Origin of the sequence: Rhodococcus sp. NPDC060176 (assembly GCF_042728675.1) — a bacterium.
Lineage (GTDB): Bacteria > Actinomycetota > Actinomycetes > Mycobacteriales > Mycobacteriaceae > Rhodococcus_F.
Genome location: NZ_JBHWYS010000002.1, coordinates 958353 through 976463, shown reverse-complemented (window position 1 = coordinate 976463; position 18111 = coordinate 958353). Strand labels below are relative to the sequence as shown.

Here is an 18111-nt window from a genome sequence, read left to right as displayed (position 1 = left end):
GAACAGCAGAAGGCCCACCATCCTTCGGATGGTGGGCCTTCTTGTGTGCTCAGGTGAAACTGTGCGAGCTGAATCAGCGCAGTGCTGCAACGATCGGTGCGTTGGCATCGGAGAGCTGCTGGAACTGTGCTGCGAAGCCGTACTGGCCGGCGAGGTCACGAGCGGTGTCGTAGGCCTGCTGTGCGGCGGGCTTGAGCTCGGCCGGGATCTCGAGGGCGGGTGCAACTGCGGGTGCCTCGGCGACGGGAGCCGGTGCTGCTGCGGGAGCTTCTTCGACTGCGGGCTCGCTCGCGACGGTCAGACGCTGGCCGCAGACGGGCCATGCGCCGGGGCCCTGGCTCTGCAGGGTGTTCTCGGCGACGCGGATCTGCTCTTCCTTGGAAGCGTTGGCGGGCGAGCCGCTGCCACCGTTGGCGGTCCAGGTGCTCTGCGAGAACTGCAGGCCGCCGTAGTAGCCGTTGCCGGTGTTGATGTTCCAGTCGCCACCGCTCTCGCACTGTGCGACGCCGTCCCAGTTGTGGGTGGCTGCGGAAGCGGTGCCGGTGCTGATGGTGAGGGGCACTGCGACAAGTGCGCCGGCTACTGCCAATGTGCCGAGTGCACGCTTGCTGATGCTGGTGTACGTCATGTCGGGGTAAATCCTCTCCGCGCTTGCTGACATCGGCGGGCCTGCGGGTCGGCGGTGGTGCTGGCTTTCCCGGGCGCTTGTCTCTCCGTGTCTCTGCCCCTCGAAGGTTTCGGGGGTTCCGATCCCGCGGGGCAGAGTCGAGCAGCGGCGGGTCGGCGTTCGCCCGGTTGATTCGGGCCGGGACCGACCGTACGGGAGCGCTGAACGAGGGTCGATTCGCAAATTTCCGGACCTTCTGGTCTGCTCCCACTGGCGAACTCCGACGTTTACGCTGGTAGAGCCTTTCTGATGCGGTTTCGAGGTACGTTCGTTACATGCCTGTTATGTGTTGATGCTCACGGGCATTTTGTGAAGCCAGTCACTCGGATTTGCGACTTTCAGGCGTGTATTTCACTCCAGCGCAGGCGATTTGCGTTCCGTTCATCTGCTCGTGTAACTTTGTCCATGCATCGCGGGGTGGAGCAGCTCGGTAGCTCGCTGGGCTCATAACCCAGAGGTCGCAGGTTCAAATCCTGTCCCCGCTACTGGAAAAGGACCGCCGTACTGGATTCCAGTGCGGCGGTCCTTTTTTGCGTGCGTCCGTCGTAGGGTTGCGACGTGCGATTCTCGAAGGTGCCCCTGTTATCGGCCGTCATCGCTTTTCTGGCGATTGCGGCGCCGGTGCTCTCTGCGAGCAATGCTGCAGCCGGTGGATGGGTCGAGACGGGGAAGCGCGTGGTCTTCATCGTTCCGGGCCAGCAGCTCTACAGCTCAGGTGAAGCCCATCAAGCGTCTTACCGCGCCCTCGACGAGGCACTGCAGGATGCGGGCTACGAGACGTATTTCGTCGATGCACCCGGCAAAACGATTGCCGCAGATGCCGAACTGATCGCCGAGTCGATTCGCACCTACGCTGCTGACGCCACATTCGTCGGCGTAGTCGCGCACAGTGCGGGCGGGCTGAGCTCCCGGTACTACGCGAAGTTCCTCGGTGGCTCGGACATCGTGGATTCATACGTCGCTATTGGCGCTCCGCAGTACGGCAGCCCCGGTGGCTGCGTGCAGGGCCCCGCCGACGGCTACGACACCTGTATGTTCTCCGAAGTTCTCACCAAGCTCAATGCAGGTGAGGACACTCCTGGTCCTGCCTACTATTCGGTGGTGCAGAGCTCGGGCGAGTGGGCGGACGGTCGGCTGGACGGGGGCCAGTGCCGGGTGTACGTCGATGGCGTTCCCGGTTCCGGAAGCGGAGCAGACCACCTGACCGAGCTCGAGCACCCCGAGGTGATCTCGGGATCGATCAGCGCGTTGGGGCGCGACTGTGTCGGCACTTTCGTGGACGAGAACGACGGCGACATCACGTGGCCGGACACGTTGTTCCCGTCCTTCCGGTAAAGCTTCAGGTCCGGGTTGTTCGGACGAGTAGCCCGGCCACGTGCGCGCTCGCGGCGGTTCTCGCTCCCAAGGCGTCACCAGATTCGATGGCCGCGACTATACGAGCGTGCTCGGTGACAGCGATCCGGCGATTGAGCTCGAGGCTCCACATGTCCGAACGGTAGAGATGTGACTGCCCATCCAGACGGTGTAGGGCTTCACTGAGTGGGTGATTGCATGCAGTCTCACGAATCAACGTGTGGAACTCGAGGTCCAGCTTCGAGTCTCGACGCTGATCCGGCGGACTCTCGAGAAGTTCGCGTTGCACCTGCACCATCTTGCTGAGCTGCGACACGGTTTCGTGAGTGGCATTCGCCGTCGCGTTGAACGCTGCGAGACCGTCGAGTACCTCACGCACCTCGAAAACAGCGCGCAGCGACTCCGCGTCCAGCGAATCGACTTTTGCACCCGCATTTCGGGTGTGGACGGCGATGCCCTCGTAGATCAACTGCTGCACGGCCTCGCGGACCGGCGTTCTACTGACATTGAGTTTGCTCGCCAGCGCGGGAACACTCAGCGGTGTCCCCGGCGCCAGTTCCCCCGAGAAGATCAGTTCGCGAAGCGTCTCGTGCACGGACTCGGTGAGCAAAGCTCGTTCGGTGGTGGTCATCTTGTCCTCACTTCGATCCTGCACGATATCGACGGTACCCGGGAGCGCTACCCGGCACCGTCACCCGGCGGCGCGCACCCGGTCAGCGCTGCGGCGGTCGACCTCGGGCGCCGTCGCGCCTTTCAGTCCGGCCACCTTGGCTGCGATGTTCTCGGCGATCGTGATCGGCGGGTATCCCACTTCACCCGGTGCGAGAGTTCCTGGCAGCGCTTCGATGACGGCGTCGTAGTTTCCGTCGAAAAAGAATGCAGCAGAGCGACGTCGGATGATCTGACCGTCGACGATCGGCGGGTCGACTCGGTGCACTGTCGAGCGCCATCGGTCGTTCGTCCAGCGCGCCATCGCGTCACCGAGGTTGATCAAGAGTGCGCCGTCGGCAGGTTGGACGTCGTGCCACACGCCGTCGGTACTCAGAACTTGTAGGCCCGGAACCTGATCTGCCCACAGGATGGTCAAGATTCCGAAGTCGGTGTGAGCGCCCATTCCCGTCATGTCGCCGGAGATCCGGATCTCGCCCTCGGGCAGTGCGTAGTTGTTCATCTTCATCGCGTCGATCGAGTGGTCGAGCATCGAATCGAAGTACCCGGGCTGCAATCCGAGGGCGTCGGTGAAGGCGCACATCAGGATTCGTGCCAAACTCTGTGCCTGGCGGAAATACTCTTCGATTGCCGGTCGGAAGCCGGGCGCAGCGTCGGGCCAGGTGTTGTCGGCGTAGCTGGACTGGGGTAGGTCGACGCCTGGATAGTCGCTCACCTCTGTACCGACGACTATCGCTTCGTAGAAATCGTTCATCTGGTTCGCAGACGCGACGCCCAGGCTCATGCTGAGTGATTCCGACTTCGGTGGTGAGTAACCACGGTTCTCGGACGAGGGGCGGCGATAGTCGTTCTTGAGCGCAAGTGGGAGCGCAAAGAACTCGTCAAGAGCATCGGCCAGTCCGTCGGTCGCTGATCGTGGAATATTGTGCCCAACAATCTGTATGAAGCCGACGTCCCGGCACGCGCGATCGAGTTGAGCTGCGACCTCAGCGCAGGCAGTGCTGTTGGTGGCGTTTGTAACCGCTGCCTCGCCGCGGAGGTACGGGCTGATATCGATCGTAGGAATTTCGAAGACAGGAGTTTCGTGGGTCATTTAAAGTCCTTGCGGCCGGACGTGTGCCACTTACCGACGAGCACACGTGAGAGGAATCCAAAGGCAGAGAAGACTAGGACGCCGAACACCGACGCGATCACGATCGCGGCGATCAGGTCCTCGGACTGAAGGCGGCTTCGGTAGACGTCGAGCAGCGTTCCGATCCCGGGTTGTCCTTTGGCGAAGAACATGTCGCCGATGATGGCGCCGACGACAACAAGGCCGGATGCGGTGCGGATACCGGTGAGAATGGCCGGCATTGCCGCTCGCAGTTCGAGTTTCACCAGTCGATCCCACCGCGACGCTCGTCCGAGGGTGAAGAGTTCGTGCAATCCGCGATCGACCGACTGTAATCCGAAGTGTGTGTTGGTGATGATCGGGAAGGCTGCGATGAGAACACACACCAGAGTACGAGCGGTCATGCCGTAGCCGAACCAGAGGCCGATGAGGGGCACGATGGCGAGGATGGGAATGACTTGCAGCACAACGGCGTACGGATAGACGATCCGCTCGATCCACTTGGCTTGGCTCATCAACACACCGGTTCCGACGCCGACTGCCACCGCGACGACGAAGCCGACCAGCGCAACCTGCGCCGTCACGGCGAGGGCTTCGAGCATGGGAGAGAGATGTTTCCAGTCGAGCAGCGACTTGGTCAGCACCTGACTCGGTGGCGGGAGGAGAAACCGACGTTCGGGGGAGAGGACGAGATAGCTGACGATCGACCAGGCCGCGACCGCGCCGGCAAGGGAGAGCAGCGGATAAAGGACGAGGGCACCGAGCGCTCTCATTCGCGAGTTCCGTCCGTTCTGTGCCTCTGCTTGTATGGTGGTCGCAGAGTCAGAGCGAACCGCGGTCTTGCGTGTGGTGTTGCCTCGCCCAACTGCAAGAACTTCGGTCATCGTAGGCTCCCGTGCAGACTGGCCGAGATATCGGCGACGTACTCGGTGTAGCGGGCGTCGTAGCGCAGTTCCGGGCTACGTGGGTAAGGGAAATCGATGTCGACGACCGAATGTATTCGTCCGGGCCTGGCGGTCATGACAACCACCTTGCTTGCCAGGTACACGGCCTCGGATACCGAGTGCGTGATGAACATCGAGGTGAATCCTTTTTCGGTGTACAACCTTTGAAGTTCCACCTGCATCTCCAGGCGGGTCATCTCGTCGAGTGCGCCGAAAGGTTCGTCGAGGAGCATCACAGCGGGTGCGAGCGTGAGGGCGCGAGCCAACGACACGCGCATCTTCATTCCGCCGGACAACGCATTGGGCAGTTGCTGTGCAAAGTCCGCAAGGCCTACCGCGCGGATTGCCTCGTCGGCGCGCAACTTTCGCGCTGCTTTGTCGCCGCCACCGAGTTCGGCTGACAATTCGACGTTGGCCTGCACATTCCGCCAGGGGAGAAGGGTCGGCTCTTGGAATATGAAGCCTACTGATTCGGTGTCGAGGGCAACCGCGCCGCTCGTCGGTCGTTCGAGGCCGGCCGCCATGCGCAACAAGGTCGACTTGCCACAGCCGGAGGGTCCGACCACGGCGACAAATTCTCCCCGCTCCACGTCCAGATCGATGCCGTCCAGCGCGACTGTGCCGGTGTCGAACTTCTTGACGACGTCGGAAAAGACCATCTGCATCGGCGCGGTGAGTTTGCGAGCGTCGGCATCCTGCATCGTGTTCGCGAGTTCCATCTGAGCCTCCGGTTCAATAATGCATGCAAACGTTCTTCAAGATCTACGACATATCTTGGATTGCATGTATGTCGTCGAGATTGCTGAATGTAAATGTGAGGTGACATTGCAGGTAAGGAAAGGATCTTGGCCTGCGTTACCTGATGGAAACAACCAGGCGATTGCATGTAATCCAAGTGCTGCAGAGTGTGCTCATCGGATCACCCTTCTTGGTTCGCCCCCATCCCAATTGTTTTCACGAAGGAGACGCTGTGTATTCGAATCGCAAGGTGTATTCCAATCGCAAGAGTGTGGGAGTGGCCGGCGTGGCACTGGCCATGTGTGCGGCCATCGGATTGACTGCTTGCAGCTCCAGCGAAGCCGATACGGCCACAGCCGAATCGCTCGAACCCGCCGCCGAGGCTCAGAACCTGGCGGGGCTCTGTCCGGAAAACGTTGTGGTTCAACTTCAATGGCAGCCACAGTCGGACATGGGAGCACTGTTCGAGATGCTGGGTCCCGGGTACTCGGTCGACACCGATGACAAGTCGGTCAGTGGAACTCTCGTCGCGGGAGGGAAGGACACCGGAGTCGACCTGACCTTGCGAGCCGGGGGACCGGCAATCGGGTTCCAGTCCGTGAGCTCCCAGATGTACGTCGACGATTCGATCACCCTCGGACTCGTGCACGGCGATCAGGTGATTGCGGCAGCAGCAAGTCAGCCCGTCGTGGCCGTTACTCCACTGCTCAAATACAGTCCGGCAATCCTCATGTGGGACAAAGAGTCTCATCCGGACTGGACGAGTGTTGCCGATATCGGTAAGTCCGACGCGAGTGTCGTCGTTTCCAAGGAGCAGCTTTTCCCACAGTGGCTCGTGGCAAAGGGACTACTGAAGCAGTCCCAGCTCGACACGAGCTACGACGGAGCTCCCTCGCGATTTGTCGGTGACCCGACCATTGCTCAGCAAGGATTCGCGAATTCGGAACCGTACACGTACGAGAAGGAGACGCCGGCATGGGACAAGCCGGTTTCTTATGACCTGCTGAAAGATTCGGGTTTCGACATCTATGCCTCCAATGTTTCCGTCCGAGCCGACAAGGTCGAGACACTCTCGCCGTGCTTGAGCAAGCTGGTTCCGATCATTCAGCAGGCCACGGCCGACTACATCACCGCGCCGGATGCTGCGAATGCCGCCATTGTCGACGTCGTCTCGCAGGACGTGTCGTTCTCGCCGTACACCGAGGGTGAGGCGGCGTTCAGTGCCCAGCTCCTGAAAGAGAAAGGCCTGATCGCGAATGAGTCGGACGGCTCCGTCGGGACGTTCGACATGACCCGAGTCGCCCATACCGTCGAAGAACTCAAGCCCATCCTGATCGCCGGAGGTGCGGCGATACCGCAGTCACTGACCGCGGAAGAGATCTACACCGACAAGTTCACCGATCCGTCCATCGGAATCCGCTGAAGGAGCTGACAGTACATGACTTACGACATGACAGAACTCAACCGCGAGACCCGCATGGGTGGCCTGGGTACCGAGACGACCGACCGCGAGGTCCGAAGGATCGATCTCGCGGACTTCGAGAACCGGCGCAGCGAGATCGCCGAGGAGTTGTGGTCGGCAGCGACCGACATCGGGTTCTTCCAAATCGTCAATCACGGAATCGATCTGGACCAGGTTCGCGAGGCTTTCGCGGCGGCCGAGGCATTCTTTGCGCTCCCCGCCGAGGTCAAAGCGCAGTATCCGCTCAAGAAGGGGTTCAACTCCGGCTGGGAGAGTATGACGCAGGTGCGTCCGTCCATCGGAACACCTGATCAGAAAGAGTCCTACCAGGTGACCCGCCCGCATATGGGAGATCTGTGGCCCACAGCAGACGAATTGGCCGGGTTCCGCGAGACGATCCTGGACTTCGAAGCCAAGTGTTGGGGCATTGCGATGGATCTGCTCTCGTGCTTCGCCGAGAAGCTGGGATTCGAGCGAGACTTCTTCACCAAGGCGCACGATCCGTCGGTGGAGAGCTACCAGAGCACACTGCGGCTGCTGCATTACTTCCCCCTTGCCGCCGACGCGGATGTCGAAGGGATGTGGCGCGCCGGTGCGCACACCGATTTCGATTGCCTGACATTGCTTTTCCAGCGTGACGGTCAGGGTGGTTTGCAACTGTGCCCGGGCAAGGAGATGGACACCCAGGAATGGACGTCGGTGGTGCCGGCTGAGGAAGCGATCACCTGCAATATCGGCGACATGCTGATGAGATGGAGTGATGATGTCCTGCCGTCGAACTTTCATCGGGTGAAGAGTCCCGGCGTCACCGACTACCGGGGACCTCGCTACAGCCTCGCGTTCTTCGCTCAGGCGAACCGCGACGTGACCATCGAGGGCCCCGCGGGCAAGTACCCTCCGATCACCGCGGAGGACTACATCGACCAGCGAGTACGCGCGAACTTCGCACGTTGATCCGCACCCGTTCCGTCACACACTTTCAGGAGGATTGTCGATGACTACCGCACAACGGAACTCGGCCGACACGATCGTCACGGACGTCACGCTCTACAGCGGCGGCCAATGGCTGAGCGGCCGCGATGTCGTCGTCTCGAACGGCGTTGTCGAATCGATCGAGGTTTCCGCCGGGAGCGCCGGCGCAGGCAGTGTGGACGGATCGGGGGCGTATCTGATCCCTGGGTTCGTCAACACCCATACGCACCTTCAACAGTCACTGATGCGTGGGATCGCCGAAGGGACACCGCTTCTCGAATGGTTGCTCGCGGTCGCGGAAGAGTCCGTCCAGATCACCCCGGAGCGGGCGTACGCGGCCGCCGTCGCAGCCTCGTTGGAAGCATTGCGCAGCGGTACGACCACCCTGGTCGAACACATGTGGCCGCACCCGTCCAGCGAGGTTCACGACGCCGTGATCCGGGCGTTGCACGACACCGGGATTCGAGCGGTGCTAGGACGCGGAACTGCAGACAGGGCGGACCCGACGAGGAAGTGGGGGTTCGATCCACGGCTGATGCAACCACTCGGAGATGTCCTCGCACATACAGATCAGATGATGCACGACGTGACTGGTTCCCGCGTCGACGTGGCAGTGGCGGTACCGAACCCGCGATCGCTGACCCCGGAGGGGATGTCGGCAGTGCGTGAATTCGCGCAGTCTCGCGACATGACGGTCTCGATCCACCTGCTCGAGACGCAGACCGACAACACGATGTGTACCGAACATGCAGGCGTGAACGCTGTCGACTACCTCGATTCCCACGGATTTCTGTGGGATCGGGTGCTGGCGGTCCATTGTGTCGAACTCGACGACCGTGGCCAGAAAGTGTTGGCGGAGCGCGGCGTCGGAGTGTCGTACAACCCGGTCAGCAACATGCGCCTCGGCAGTGGGATCGCACCGGTCCCGAGCTTCCTCGACGCGGGGATCGCGGTGGGGTTGGGCGTGGACGGTGCGGCCAGCAACGACACCCAGGACATGCTGGAGACGCTGCGCACGGGCGCCTACGTGCAGCGAGCCGCCCGCGGTCGCGCCGACCTGTTCGGCTTCGAAGCCATGATCGACATCGCGTCCGGCGGCGCGAACGCAGCGCTCGGTCTGCCCGCCAGGTCCGGCGGAATCTCCGTCGGTGATCCCGCTGACCTCACCATGATTCGGTTCGAACGAGACTTCGGTTGCCTCCCGGTACGAGATCCGGGTGCGTCCATTCTCACGACGGGAAGTCGTCAGATCGTAGACACGGTGTTGGTTGCAGGCGAGGTCGTGATTCGCGACGGGCATTCGACCCGCGTCGACGAGGTGGAATTGATCCGGACGCTCAGCGCATTGTGACTGCGCTCAGTCCTCACTGACCTCCATTTCGATGAGGACGCGGCGCAACAACTTTCCTGTGGCGTTTCGGGGAAGTTCGTCGATGAAGACGATCTCGCGGGGAACCTTGTAACGGGCCAGGTTGGACCGAACGTGGTCTTTCAATTCGTCGGAGTTCTGCTCGGCGCCGTGAGCGACGACGACAAAGGCTCGCAGGCGGTGGCCGAAGTCGGCATCTTCGACTCCGATCACGGCGGCTTCCAGGACGTCCTCGCGGTCGGCGAGGAGGTTCTCGACTTCGAGGGGGTAGACGTTCTCGCCGCCGGAAACGATCATGTCGTCGTCGCGGCCGTCGACGAAGAGGAGGCCGTTGGCGTCGAAGTGTCCGACGTCGCCGGTGGAGAGAAGTCCGTCGATACGTTCCTTGTCCCGTCCGTCGGTGTAGCCCTCGAAGCTCAGTCCGCTCGCGACGAAGATTCGGCCGATCGTGTGGGGAGTGGTAATTCTCTTGTTGTTTTCGTCGAAGAGTTCGACGTGGCACGTCACTGGAGCTCGGCCCGCGGTTCCCGGAGCGATGGTCAGGTCCTCGGGAGTCGCGACCGTAGCCACGGCGACCTCGGTGGATCCGTACAAGTTGTAGAGGACGTATCCGAACGAGGCAGTGACTCGCTTACACAAGTCGGGGGAGAGCGACGAACCTGCCGAGAAGATGATCTTCAGGTTCGACGTGTCGTACTTGGACAGCACCTCGGGGCCGAGGTCGATGATACGAGCGAGCATCGTCGGGACCACTACCAGACTGTCGCACTTGTGTTGCGCGACAAGTTTGATCGTGTTCTCCGGGTCGAACTTTCGATGCATGATCACGGTCTGCCCGAGCGCCAAGGCGAGAGCGAACTGCGAGACGCCGGTGCCGTGGAAGGCCGGGGCGGCCATCATCATGGTCTGTCCGCGGCGCAACGGAACGCGGTCGAGGAACTGCGCCGAAGCGAGCGGGGAGGTGTGGCCACGCGGCGCACCCTTGGGAGTTCCAGTCGTACCGCTGGTGAGGAGAACGAAGCCACCGTTCTTCTCGGGAGCCGGCACCGACGACGTGGTGCGACCGGCGATGGCCTCGTCGAGAGTCGTCGCTGAGGAGCTTTCGGCCGACGCGTCCGTCTCCGGCCACGAGCGATACCGGACGACGTCGCCTGGCAAGGCATCGGCGACGTTCGCGAACTCGTCGTCGTAGACGAAGGCGACAACCTTCTCGCGCGCGGCGACGTCCACAAGTTGGGGCCGAGCGAAGCCCGTGTTCATGAGTACGAGCTTGGTTCCGTTCTTTGCCGCAGCCAGCATGGTCAGCACCAAGCCACGATGGTTGCGACACATCGCGCCCATGACGGAGTCGGACGTGATGCCGTCCGCCTGCCATGCTCGGACCAACGCGTTGCTCTGACGTTCGAGTTCGGCGTAGGTGATGGGTCCACGTTCGTCGATGATCGCCACCGCGTCGTAGCCGTTCTCGGCGTGCGCGTGGACCGGCCCGGCGAAGGGCCCGTACTTGTCTACCGCTGCAATGGATTTGAGTCCGCGATCGAGGCGGGGGAACGGAACGAGCCCGGCTCGGAACATGACCCCCGCCGCGCCGATGGTGTCAGTGACCTTGGTGACCAATCCGGGCATACGTGAACCTCTTCCGAGCGTCGTTGTAGGACTGATTACACACTAATGCGCAAACACGGCTCGGTGGTGGAATTTCCGGATGGCGACCGAGCACTCCGCCCCGCCATCTCGGAAGGTGGCGGGGCGGAGCGTGTGCGATGTTGTTTTTCTGGTATTCGACCTACGGGACCGTCACTTCAGTTCGGCGGACGACTTTCCGAGCAGGCGGCGTGCGACGATCAGCTGCTGGATCTGCTGGGTGCCCTCGAAGATGTCGAGAATCTTCGAGTCGCGGCCCCACTTTTCGAGCAACGGGCGCTGCGAGTAGCCGTATGTGCCGGCCAACTCCACTGCCTTGAGCGTCACGTCGGTGCCGGTGCGGCCGGCCTTCGCTTTGGACATCGAGGCTTCGAGCGAGTTCGGCTTCTTGTTGTCGGCCATCCACGCCGCGCGCAGAGACAGCAGGTATGCGGCCTCCCAGTCGGCTTCCAAACGGATGAACTCGGCTGCAGCTGCATGCTGGTTGTAGACCGGTGTGTCGTAGGAGATCTCGACTCCGGCTTCGGTCAGGATGGCGCGCAGTTCTTCGAGAGCTGCGCGTCCGACGCCGACGGCCATGGCTGCAACGAGCGGGCGGGTGTTGTCGAACGTCTGCATGACGCCGGCAAAGCCCTGCTCCACGTTGACCTCCGGGCTGCCGAGGATGTTGTCTGCCGGAATGCGGCAATCCTGGAGTAGGAGGACGGCGGTGTCGGAAGCCTTGATGCCCAGCTTGTGCTCGAGACGAGCGACGCTCAGGCCCGGGGCGTCACGCGGTACGACGAACGACTTGATGGCCGCGCGGCCCTTCGACTTGTCGACCGACGCCCACACGACGATGTGCGTCGAACGCTCACCAGCGGTGACGAAGATCTTCTCGCCGTTGAGGACCCACTCGTCGCCGTCGAGAACAGCGGTGGTGGTGACGGCAGCGGAGTCGGAACCGAAACTCGGTTCGGTGATGGCCATCGAGGCCCACACCTTGCCGAAACGTTCGAGCTGCTCGTCGGTGGACACTGCGGCGATCGCGGCGTTGCCGAGTCCCTGGTAGGGGATCGAGAGCATGAGTCCGACGTCGCCCCAAGATGTTTCGAGCGAGTTGAGAAGCGCGGACATGTTGCCGCCGTTGGCGTTGCCGCCCTTGGCGCTCGCGTCGGAACGTCCGCCGCTGGCACCGCCGATGTCTCCACCGGAATCGGAGAGGCCTTCGACCATGGCGGCCATGGTGTCGAGTTCGACGGGATACTCGTGCTCGGCCAGATCGTACTTACGTGAAATGGGTCGGAAGATCTGCGCCGCGACCTGATGTGCCTGGTTCGCTGATGCTTTGAGCTTCTTGGGAAGTTCGAGGTTGATCATCGTGGTTCTCCTGGAAGTTCAGCGGCGTCAGATGAGGACGATGCCCTCGGCAACGCCGATGGCACGGAGGTCGCGGTACCAGCGCTCGACCGGGTGTTCCTTGGTGAACCCGTGTCCACCGAGGAGTTGCACACCGTCGAGGCCGATCTGCATGCCCTTCTCGGAAGCCAGCTTCCGGGCCAGAGCGGATTCGCGGGCGAAGGACAAGCCCTGCTCGGCGCGTGAAGCGCCGCGAAGCGTGACCAGACGCAGTCCGTCGAGTTCGATGCCGATGTTGGCGACCATGAAGGCAACCGCCTGGCGGTGGCTGATCGGCTCGCCGAACGCTTCGCGCTCGTTGACGTACGGAATCACGTAGTCGAGAACTGCCTGGCTGGTGCCGACGGCCATGGACGCCCAACCGAGGCGGGCCAGGCGAATCGCGTCGGCGTATTCGGCCTTGCGCTGATCGGCGTCACCGTCACCGAGCAGTGCCGACTCCGACACCGCGACGTCGGTGAGGATCAGGCGACCCAGACCGGCGGCGCGCAGACCCATGCTGGGATCTGCCTCGACGACAAGTCCCTTCGTGTCGGACTCGACGATGAAGAAGGACGGCTTGCCGTCGAGTTCTGCGGCGATGACGAAGAGCTCGGATGTGGCCGCTGCCGGCACCAGGCTCTTGACGCCGTTGAGCTTGTAGCCGCTGGGCGAGCGAACTGCCTTGGTCTGCAGGGCAAACGGGTCGAACAGAGCGCGGGGCTCGTTGACCACCACTGCTGCGCCGGGGACCTGCTCGCCGGTGAACGCCGGGAGGTAGGTCTTCTGCTGCGCGTCGGTGCCCCACTGGGTCAGTGCGACTGCAACACCACTGGGTGCGAGGATCGGCAGTGCCAGACCCATGTCTCCGTGCGCAAGAGCCTCGGCAACAAGAGAATTGGTGACCGCGCCACGATCGGCGGCCGCTCCGTCGAGTTCTTCGGGAACGTTGATCAGCGTGATACCGAGCTCGGCCGCACGCTTGGAGAGATCGGCGGGGGCCTGAGCTGCACCGTCGGCGTCGTAGGCCGCGGGACGCAGAATTTCGGCCGCGAACTCGCGCACGGTCTCGACGATCATCTTCTGATCGTCGTCCGGGGTGAGGTCGAAGTAGTCGGCATTCTTGCTCGGGTTGTCGGGGAGGCGCTTGGGTGCACCGTTGCCCGAGACCTTCTGGAATCCACGAGTAGCGGCGCCCAGGGTTTTGAAGCCCGTCTTGGTGCCCTCGTAGGTCACACGATCGATGGTCTGACGCAGATTGAACTTCTCGGCCAGTTCCGAACCGGTGATCTTGGTAAGCACGCGCATGGCTGCGCCCATGGCGTCGCGTTTGATCGGGTTCAGGCCGACGGCGGACGTGTCGCGGGGCGCACCCTTGGTGCCGCCGCGCTGCGCGCCCGATTCGCTGCGCTGAGCGCTCTTGTCGGAGGCAACACTGTCTTGCTTGGTCATGATCACCAGCTGTTTCTCGGTGTTGGGGCGTTGGACGATTCTTATCTTACTCATCAGTAAGGTCTGTTGTCGAGAAACGGCAAAATGATGCGCGTCATAGGCTCGACGGGTGAACCGGACAGAGGTGCCAGATCGGATACAGCGGTACGTGCGCTACGTGCGCTACGTGCCGTTGGTGGTTGTTCCGTGCCTGTTGATCGCCAGCACGTATCCCGGGGAGTATCGAGTCCCGCTCACCTACTGGATCTTCGCGATGCTGTCGGCGCTCGTCTTCGTCGCCGGCCGTCGATGGCCGGTCCTCGCGTCCCTGGCCGTCTCGGCGCTGGCCATTCCGATGTTCGTCGCCGACGCCTGGGGGCTGTCCGAACTTGTCCCGTACCTCGGCGCGGTAGCGGTTGTCGACGTCACGATACGGGCCGATCGCAGAGAGTGGGTCGCCGTTTCGGCAGCAGGCTGGTGCGGTTCGGTGCTCGCGGGGATCTGGTTCGAATCTCACGAAGCACTCTGGTCGGTCACCACTGCTGTGAAAGTGCTTGCTTACGTGGGGTTGCCGCTGCTGCTCGGGCTGTATCTGCGCTCGCAGCGTGAATTGGCCGCGAACAATCTTGCGCAGACCCGCGCTGCGGAGCGGAGCGCGCTCGCCCGCGAACTCCACGACCTCGTTGCGCACCACATGGCGTCGATCGTTTTGAGAATCGGTGTGGCTCAGCATGTCTTGGCGCCCCAGGACGAGGCCGTGCGTGAGGTCCTCGCGGATGTGCGTGCCACGGCGTCGGATGCGCTGACCGATATTCGTCGCCTTCTGATAGCCCTTCGTGATCCCTCGCTCGGCGAGGTTGCTCTGGTCGAGCCGGATGCCGTCGACGCGGAAATCGCGGCGGCGGTCGATCGTGTGCGTGCAGCGGGTTTCGAGGTGCAGGCCGACTTCGATGTTCAGGGGAATGTCGAGTCAGGCGCAGCTGATCTCGATGCGATCGGCAGGCTGACGTTGTTACGGGTGATTCAGGAATCACTGACCAACGTCATGAAGCATGGCGATCGGAAGGGGTCGGTCTCGGTCTCGGTTCGTCGTCTCGACGGTCGGGTGGACGTAAGGGTGATCAACAGCTGCGAGGGATCGGCAAGGAGTGCCGGACACGGACTGGTCGGAATGCGAGAGCGTGCAGAACTGGTCGGCGGCGAGATGGCTGCCGGCATCAACAGCGACGGGAAATGGGAAGTGCACGTGAGTATTCCACTCGTCACCACAGGCGGTGCCTCGTGATCAGCGTGCTCATCGTCGACGACCAGCGACTGGTGCGTGCGGGTTTACGGATGTTGTGCACGGCAGCTGAGGACATGACCGTAGCGGGTGAGGCGTCGAACGGGGTCGAGGCGGTAGCGCTAGCTGCCGAACTGGATCCCGACGTGGTCCTGATGGATTTGCGGATGCCCGGGCTCGACGGGATCGGTGCCACACAGCAGATCGTCAAGGCCGGTCGGCGAGCACGCATTCTCGTGCTGACAACCTTCGACGACGACGATCACCTGTATCCCGCGCTCGCCGCCGGGGCATCCGGGTTTCTGGTGAAAGACACCGAACCGACCGAGTTGCTCAGCGCCATTCGACGGATCGCCGAGGGAGAGATGGTGTTCTCCCCGGAACTGCTCCGCCGCGTCGTGGATCGGGCGGTGATCGGCGCAGACGCCGACACTGCTGTGACGGAGAAGGTTCCGCTGACCGATCGCGAATCGCAGGTCCTCGCACTGGTGGCGGAAGGGCAGAGCAATCAGGAGATCGCGGACGCGCTCCATCTGGGTGTGACCACGGTCAAGACGCACGTGGCGAACCTGATGTCGAAGACCGGCTGTGACAATCGGGTTCGCCTCGCCGTGTACCACCTGCAGAACTTTCAGTGACCGGAGTGCGAACCAGGCGAAGGCATCGGCATGTCCATCGGCATGTCCATCTGCATCGGAGCCGCCTTCTGTCCCGGCTCGAGGACGAGGAATTGGCCCATCATGCCTTGGTCCTCGTGCATCAGCAGGTGGCAGTGGAACATGTACGGGAAGGTGGGATCGGTGTACTCGGACCACTGCAGCGCGACGCGAATCCTACTGCCCGGTGGTGTGTAGACGGTGTCCTTGAGTCCGCGTAAGTGAGGCGAAGGAGTGCGGCCGTCGACGTCGAGGATCTGGAACTGTACGTCGTGGACATGGAAATTGTGTGGCCAGTTGTCCTTGTTGGTGATCGTCCACACCTCGGTCGCGCCGACCTCGGCCTCGAAGTCGATGCGGTTCATGTCCATTCGTTGTCCGTTGATCATGTACCACTGCAGATCGAAGGTTCGGGAAACGCTAGCCTTCGACGGGTCGAGGCGCGCCAGGGTGGCCAACTGCGCCGGAAGACTCGACCGCGACGCGCGAGTGCCGGCGCCCCGAAGTTCGACGATGTCGAAGCGGTCGTTCATGCCGAAGTTCTCTGCGTCCGACGAGTTCACACCACCGCCGTCCTCGATCGGGAACGACACCAATGTGGTCGTCGCGCCGGGGTCGACGCGAACCACGATCTCGGCTCTTTCCCCGGGGCTGAGCTGAATCCGCTTGATCGCAATCGGTGATTCGAGCAGTCCGCCGTCGGTGGCGATCAGATCGAAGGTCCGGTCGTCGGGGAACCCCAGGTTGTAAAGACGGCCGGAAGAGCCGTTCAGGATGCGCAGCCTGACAACCCCGGTGGTGACGTCGAGGTAGGCGTCGGAGATGCCGTTGGTGACGATGGTGTCGCCGAGCAGGCCGATGTCGGTCGGGTCGGACTCGTCGAAACTGCCGTCGCCAAGGAATCGACGATCCTGGATTATCAACGGAACATCGTCAACCCCATAAGTTTTGGGGACGTCCAGCCTGTCGGTATCGGCGTCGTCGATCAGGAACAGTCCGGCGAGTCCGCGCTGCACGTGCCGCTCGGTGGATCCGTGCGGGTGTGGGTGATACCAGAGCGTCGAAGCCGCTTGGTCGATCGTCCACGCTGGTTCCCAGCGTCCGCCGGCTTCGATGGTCTGGTGCGGGCCACCGTCGAACCTTGCCGGCAGATGCATGCCGTGCCAGTGGACGGTCGTCGGCTCGGCCAGTGTGTTGTCGATCGTGAATGCGACAGATTCTCCGCGTGCGGCTCGAATGGTCGGTCCAAGGATGGATCCGTTGAAACCCCAAGTGTCGGTGATCTTTCCCGCGACGATCTCGGTGGCTGCGGCACCGGCGCGGAGTGTGAAGTGGCGAACGCCGGCGTCGTCGACAGTCGATTCGGCCAGCGGCGGAACCGGTAGCGGGCGAGAGGTTCCGGGTACCGCCTGTGCGGCGCTTCGTGCTGCCGAGTTGGCCCCGCAGCCCACCGCGAGCCCGAGGGGCACGGCGGCAAGACCGAACAGAATCGTGCGCCTGGAAATCCGGTTCATCGTTCTCCTGGAAGTAGTGCGTGATCAACTACTTCCAGTCAACGGGTCGCGGCGCGCTGCCGAATCCTGCCGACGGGCCTGTCGGGACTCCTCCCTCGGACCCTTGCGGCGGGTGGGATGTTCTGGTACGGGGGTTACCGCAGGCGGGTCAGAACGTCTTCGTGCAGCAGGCCGTTGGTGGCGACCGCACTGCCGCCGTGAGGACCCGCGCCGCCGTCCAGATCAGTGAACGCACCGCCGGCCTCACGGACCAGAACATCGAGCGCTGCCAGATCCCACAGGGAAACCTCGGGTTCGGCAGCGATGTCGACGGCACCTTCGGCGACGAGGCAGTAGGAGAAGAAGTCGCCGTAACCGCGCACGCGCCACACATGGTCGGTGAGTTCGACGAACTGGTCGCGAATTCCGCGGTCCTTCCAGCCGGACAGGCTCGAGAAGCTCAGGCTCGCCGATTCGCTGCGATCGACGGCGGATACCTGGATTGCCCGCGCATCGCCGTCTCCGAAAGACGTATGTGCGCCCAATCCTGTTGCAGCCCACCATCGCCGATTCAGTGCCGGTGCGCTCACGACGCCGATGACCGGGACGCCGTCCTCGAGCAAGCTGATCAGAGTGGCCCACACCGGTACGTTGCGGACGAAGTTCTTGGTCCCGTCGATGGGATCGACCACCCACTGCCTGCCCTCGAAGACTGCGTCGCCGCCGAATTCTTCGCCGAGCACGGAGTCTGCAGGCCGATGCGCACCGAGCGTCGCGCGCACGGCCCGCTCGACAGCGAGGTCGGCGTCGGAGACGGGGGTGAGGTCCGGCTTGTCGTCCACTCGAAGATCGAGTGCGCCGAAGCGGGCGCGAGTGATCGCGTCAGCCTCGTCGGCGATACGGAGGGCGAGTGCGAGGTCGGATGCGCGATCGGTCACGGGTA

At 62.7% G+C, this 18111-nt stretch carries 16 protein-coding genes and 1 tRNA gene; 7 read left to right on the top strand and 10 right to left on the bottom strand.

Annotated elements, in window-relative coordinates; all coding sequences use genetic code 11:
- Nucleotides 1-73: 73 nt before the first annotated feature.
- On the bottom strand, nt 74-628 hold the full coding sequence (locus ACFWEM_RS12945; RefSeq protein ID WP_347872101.1) for a transglycosylase family protein: 555 nt from the start codon (nt 626-628) through the stop codon (nt 74-76).
- Between the two features lie 450 nt (nt 629-1078).
- Between ACFWEM_RS12945 and ACFWEM_RS12940 the strand changes: the two genes are divergently transcribed.
- Nucleotides 1079-1152, top strand: a tRNA-Met gene (locus ACFWEM_RS12940).
- Nucleotides 1153-1225: 73 nt separating this feature from the next.
- Nucleotides 1226-2002 carry an esterase/lipase family protein gene (locus ACFWEM_RS12935; RefSeq protein WP_378533987.1) on the top strand — a complete coding sequence of 259 codons (777 nt, stop codon included), beginning with the start codon at nt 1226-1228 and terminating at the stop codon, nt 2000-2002.
- A gap of 4 nt (nt 2003-2006) precedes the next feature.
- Here the strand turns inward: ACFWEM_RS12935 and ACFWEM_RS12930 are convergent, their stop codons facing one another.
- Genes ACFWEM_RS12930 through ACFWEM_RS12915 form a run of 4 tightly spaced genes read right to left on the bottom strand, consistent with a single transcriptional unit; the run spans nt 2007 to nt 5463 of the window.
- Nucleotides 2007-2651, bottom strand: a complete 645-nt coding sequence (locus ACFWEM_RS12930; protein ID WP_378533985.1) for a GntR family transcriptional regulator — start codon at nt 2649-2651, stop codon at nt 2007-2009.
- A 60-nt stretch (nt 2652-2711) separates the two neighbouring features.
- Nucleotides 2712-3782 (bottom strand): isopenicillin N synthase family dioxygenase, encoded by a 1071-nt coding sequence (locus ACFWEM_RS12925; protein ID WP_378533983.1) that lies wholly within the window; start codon nt 3780-3782, stop codon nt 2712-2714.
- The gene (locus ACFWEM_RS12920; RefSeq protein WP_378533981.1) at nt 3779-4684 is read right to left on the bottom strand and encodes an ABC transporter permease; all 906 of its coding nucleotides are present in this window, start codon (nt 4682-4684) and stop codon (nt 3779-3781) included. Before ACFWEM_RS12920 ends, ACFWEM_RS12925 begins: the two co-directional genes overlap by 4 nt.
- Nucleotides 4681-5463, bottom strand: coding sequence for an ABC transporter ATP-binding protein (locus ACFWEM_RS12915; protein WP_378533979.1), 783 nt, complete (start codon nt 5461-5463; stop codon nt 4681-4683). Before ACFWEM_RS12915 ends, ACFWEM_RS12920 begins: the two co-directional genes overlap by 4 nt.
- Nucleotides 5464-5714: 251 nt before the next feature.
- Here ACFWEM_RS12915 and ACFWEM_RS12910 point away from each other — a divergent pair, with 251 nt between their 5' ends.
- From ACFWEM_RS12910 to ACFWEM_RS12900, 3 genes are read left to right on the top strand one after another with little or no spacing between them, the layout of a single operon-like run.
- Nucleotides 5715-6905 carry a nitrate ABC transporter substrate-binding protein gene (locus ACFWEM_RS12910; protein ID WP_378533977.1) on the top strand — a complete coding sequence of 397 codons (1191 nt, stop codon included), beginning with the start codon at nt 5715-5717 and terminating at the stop codon, nt 6903-6905.
- Nucleotides 6906-6920: 15 nt separating this feature from the next.
- A complete protein-coding gene (locus ACFWEM_RS12905) occupies nt 6921-7898 on the top strand; it encodes an isopenicillin N synthase family dioxygenase (protein WP_378533975.1) in 978 nt (325 codons plus the stop codon).
- A 40-nt stretch (nt 7899-7938) separates the two neighbouring features.
- The gene (locus ACFWEM_RS12900) at nt 7939-9267 is read left to right on the top strand and encodes an amidohydrolase family protein (RefSeq protein WP_378533973.1); all 1329 of its coding nucleotides are present in this window, start codon (nt 7939-7941) and stop codon (nt 9265-9267) included.
- Nucleotides 9268-9273: 6 nt separating this feature from the next.
- Here ACFWEM_RS12900 and ACFWEM_RS12895 read toward each other — a convergent pair whose 3' ends face one another.
- The 3 genes from ACFWEM_RS12895 to ACFWEM_RS12885 all read right to left on the bottom strand — a co-directional run bounded on the left by ACFWEM_RS12895 (nt 9274) and on the right by ACFWEM_RS12885 (nt 13764).
- Nucleotides 9274-10911 (bottom strand): acyl-CoA synthetase, encoded by a 1638-nt coding sequence (locus ACFWEM_RS12895; RefSeq protein WP_378533970.1) that lies wholly within the window; start codon nt 10909-10911, stop codon nt 9274-9276.
- A gap of 171 nt (nt 10912-11082) precedes the next feature.
- Nucleotides 11083-12288, bottom strand: a complete 1206-nt coding sequence (locus ACFWEM_RS12890) for an acyl-CoA dehydrogenase family protein (RefSeq protein WP_378533968.1) — start codon at nt 12286-12288, stop codon at nt 11083-11085.
- A gap of 27 nt (nt 12289-12315) precedes the next feature.
- Nucleotides 12316-13764, bottom strand: a complete 1449-nt coding sequence (locus tag ACFWEM_RS12885) for an acyl-CoA dehydrogenase family protein (protein ID WP_378534562.1) — start codon at nt 13762-13764, stop codon at nt 12316-12318.
- 103 nt (nt 13765-13867) lie between these two features.
- On the opposite strand from ACFWEM_RS12885, the gene ACFWEM_RS12880 reads away from it, so the two are divergent.
- Together ACFWEM_RS12880 and ACFWEM_RS12875 are read left to right on the top strand one after the other, a co-directional pair.
- A complete protein-coding gene (locus ACFWEM_RS12880; protein ID WP_378533966.1) occupies nt 13868-15022 on the top strand; it encodes a sensor histidine kinase in 1155 nt (384 codons plus the stop codon).
- Nucleotides 15019-15657 (top strand): response regulator, encoded by a 639-nt coding sequence (locus tag ACFWEM_RS12875; protein ID WP_378533964.1) that lies wholly within the window; start codon nt 15019-15021, stop codon nt 15655-15657. The genes ACFWEM_RS12880 and ACFWEM_RS12875 overlap by 4 nt, the downstream gene beginning before the upstream one ends.
- Here ACFWEM_RS12875 and ACFWEM_RS12870 read toward each other — a convergent pair.
- Complete coding sequence (locus ACFWEM_RS12870; RefSeq protein WP_378533962.1) at nt 15651-17189, bottom strand: multicopper oxidase family protein; 1539 nt, start codon at nt 17187-17189, stop codon at nt 15651-15653. The two genes, ACFWEM_RS12875 and ACFWEM_RS12870, sit on opposite strands and share 7 nt — an antisense overlap.
- 134 nt (nt 17190-17323) lie before the next feature.
- Entirely contained in the window at nt 17324-18106 is a 783-nt protein-coding gene (gene hisN, locus ACFWEM_RS12865) for a histidinol-phosphatase (RefSeq protein ID WP_378533960.1), read from the bottom strand.
- Nucleotides 18107-18111 lie beyond the last annotated feature (5 nt).

Coding starts and splice junctions, on each gene's coding strand:
- ACFWEM_RS12945 (WP_347872101.1), bottom strand. CDS start 628: ATGACGTACACCAGCATCAGCAAGCGTGCACTCGGCACATTGGCAGTA.
- ACFWEM_RS12890 (WP_378533968.1), bottom strand. CDS start 12,288: ATGATCAACCTCGAACTTCCCAAGAAGCTCAAAGCATCAGCGAACCAG.
- ACFWEM_RS12920 (WP_378533981.1), bottom strand. CDS start 4,684: ATGACCGAAGTTCTTGCAGTTGGGCGAGGCAACACCACACGCAAGACC.
- ACFWEM_RS12930 (WP_378533985.1), bottom strand. CDS start 2,651: ATGACCACCACCGAACGAGCTTTGCTCACCGAGTCCGTGCACGAGACG.
- ACFWEM_RS12900 (WP_378533973.1), top strand. CDS start 7,939: ATGACTACCGCACAACGGAACTCGGCCGACACGATCGTCACGGACGTC.
- ACFWEM_RS12870 (WP_378533962.1), bottom strand. CDS start 17,189: ATGAACCGGATTTCCAGGCGCACGATTCTGTTCGGTCTTGCCGCCGTG.
- ACFWEM_RS12915 (WP_378533979.1), bottom strand. CDS start 5,463: ATGGAACTCGCGAACACGATGCAGGATGCCGACGCTCGCAAACTCACC.
- ACFWEM_RS12925 (WP_378533983.1), bottom strand. CDS start 3,782: ATGACCCACGAAACTCCTGTCTTCGAAATTCCTACGATCGATATCAGC.
- ACFWEM_RS12905 (WP_378533975.1), top strand. CDS start 6,921: ATGACTTACGACATGACAGAACTCAACCGCGAGACCCGCATGGGTGGC.
- ACFWEM_RS12895 (WP_378533970.1), bottom strand. CDS start 10,911: ATGCCCGGATTGGTCACCAAGGTCACTGACACCATCGGCGCGGCGGGG.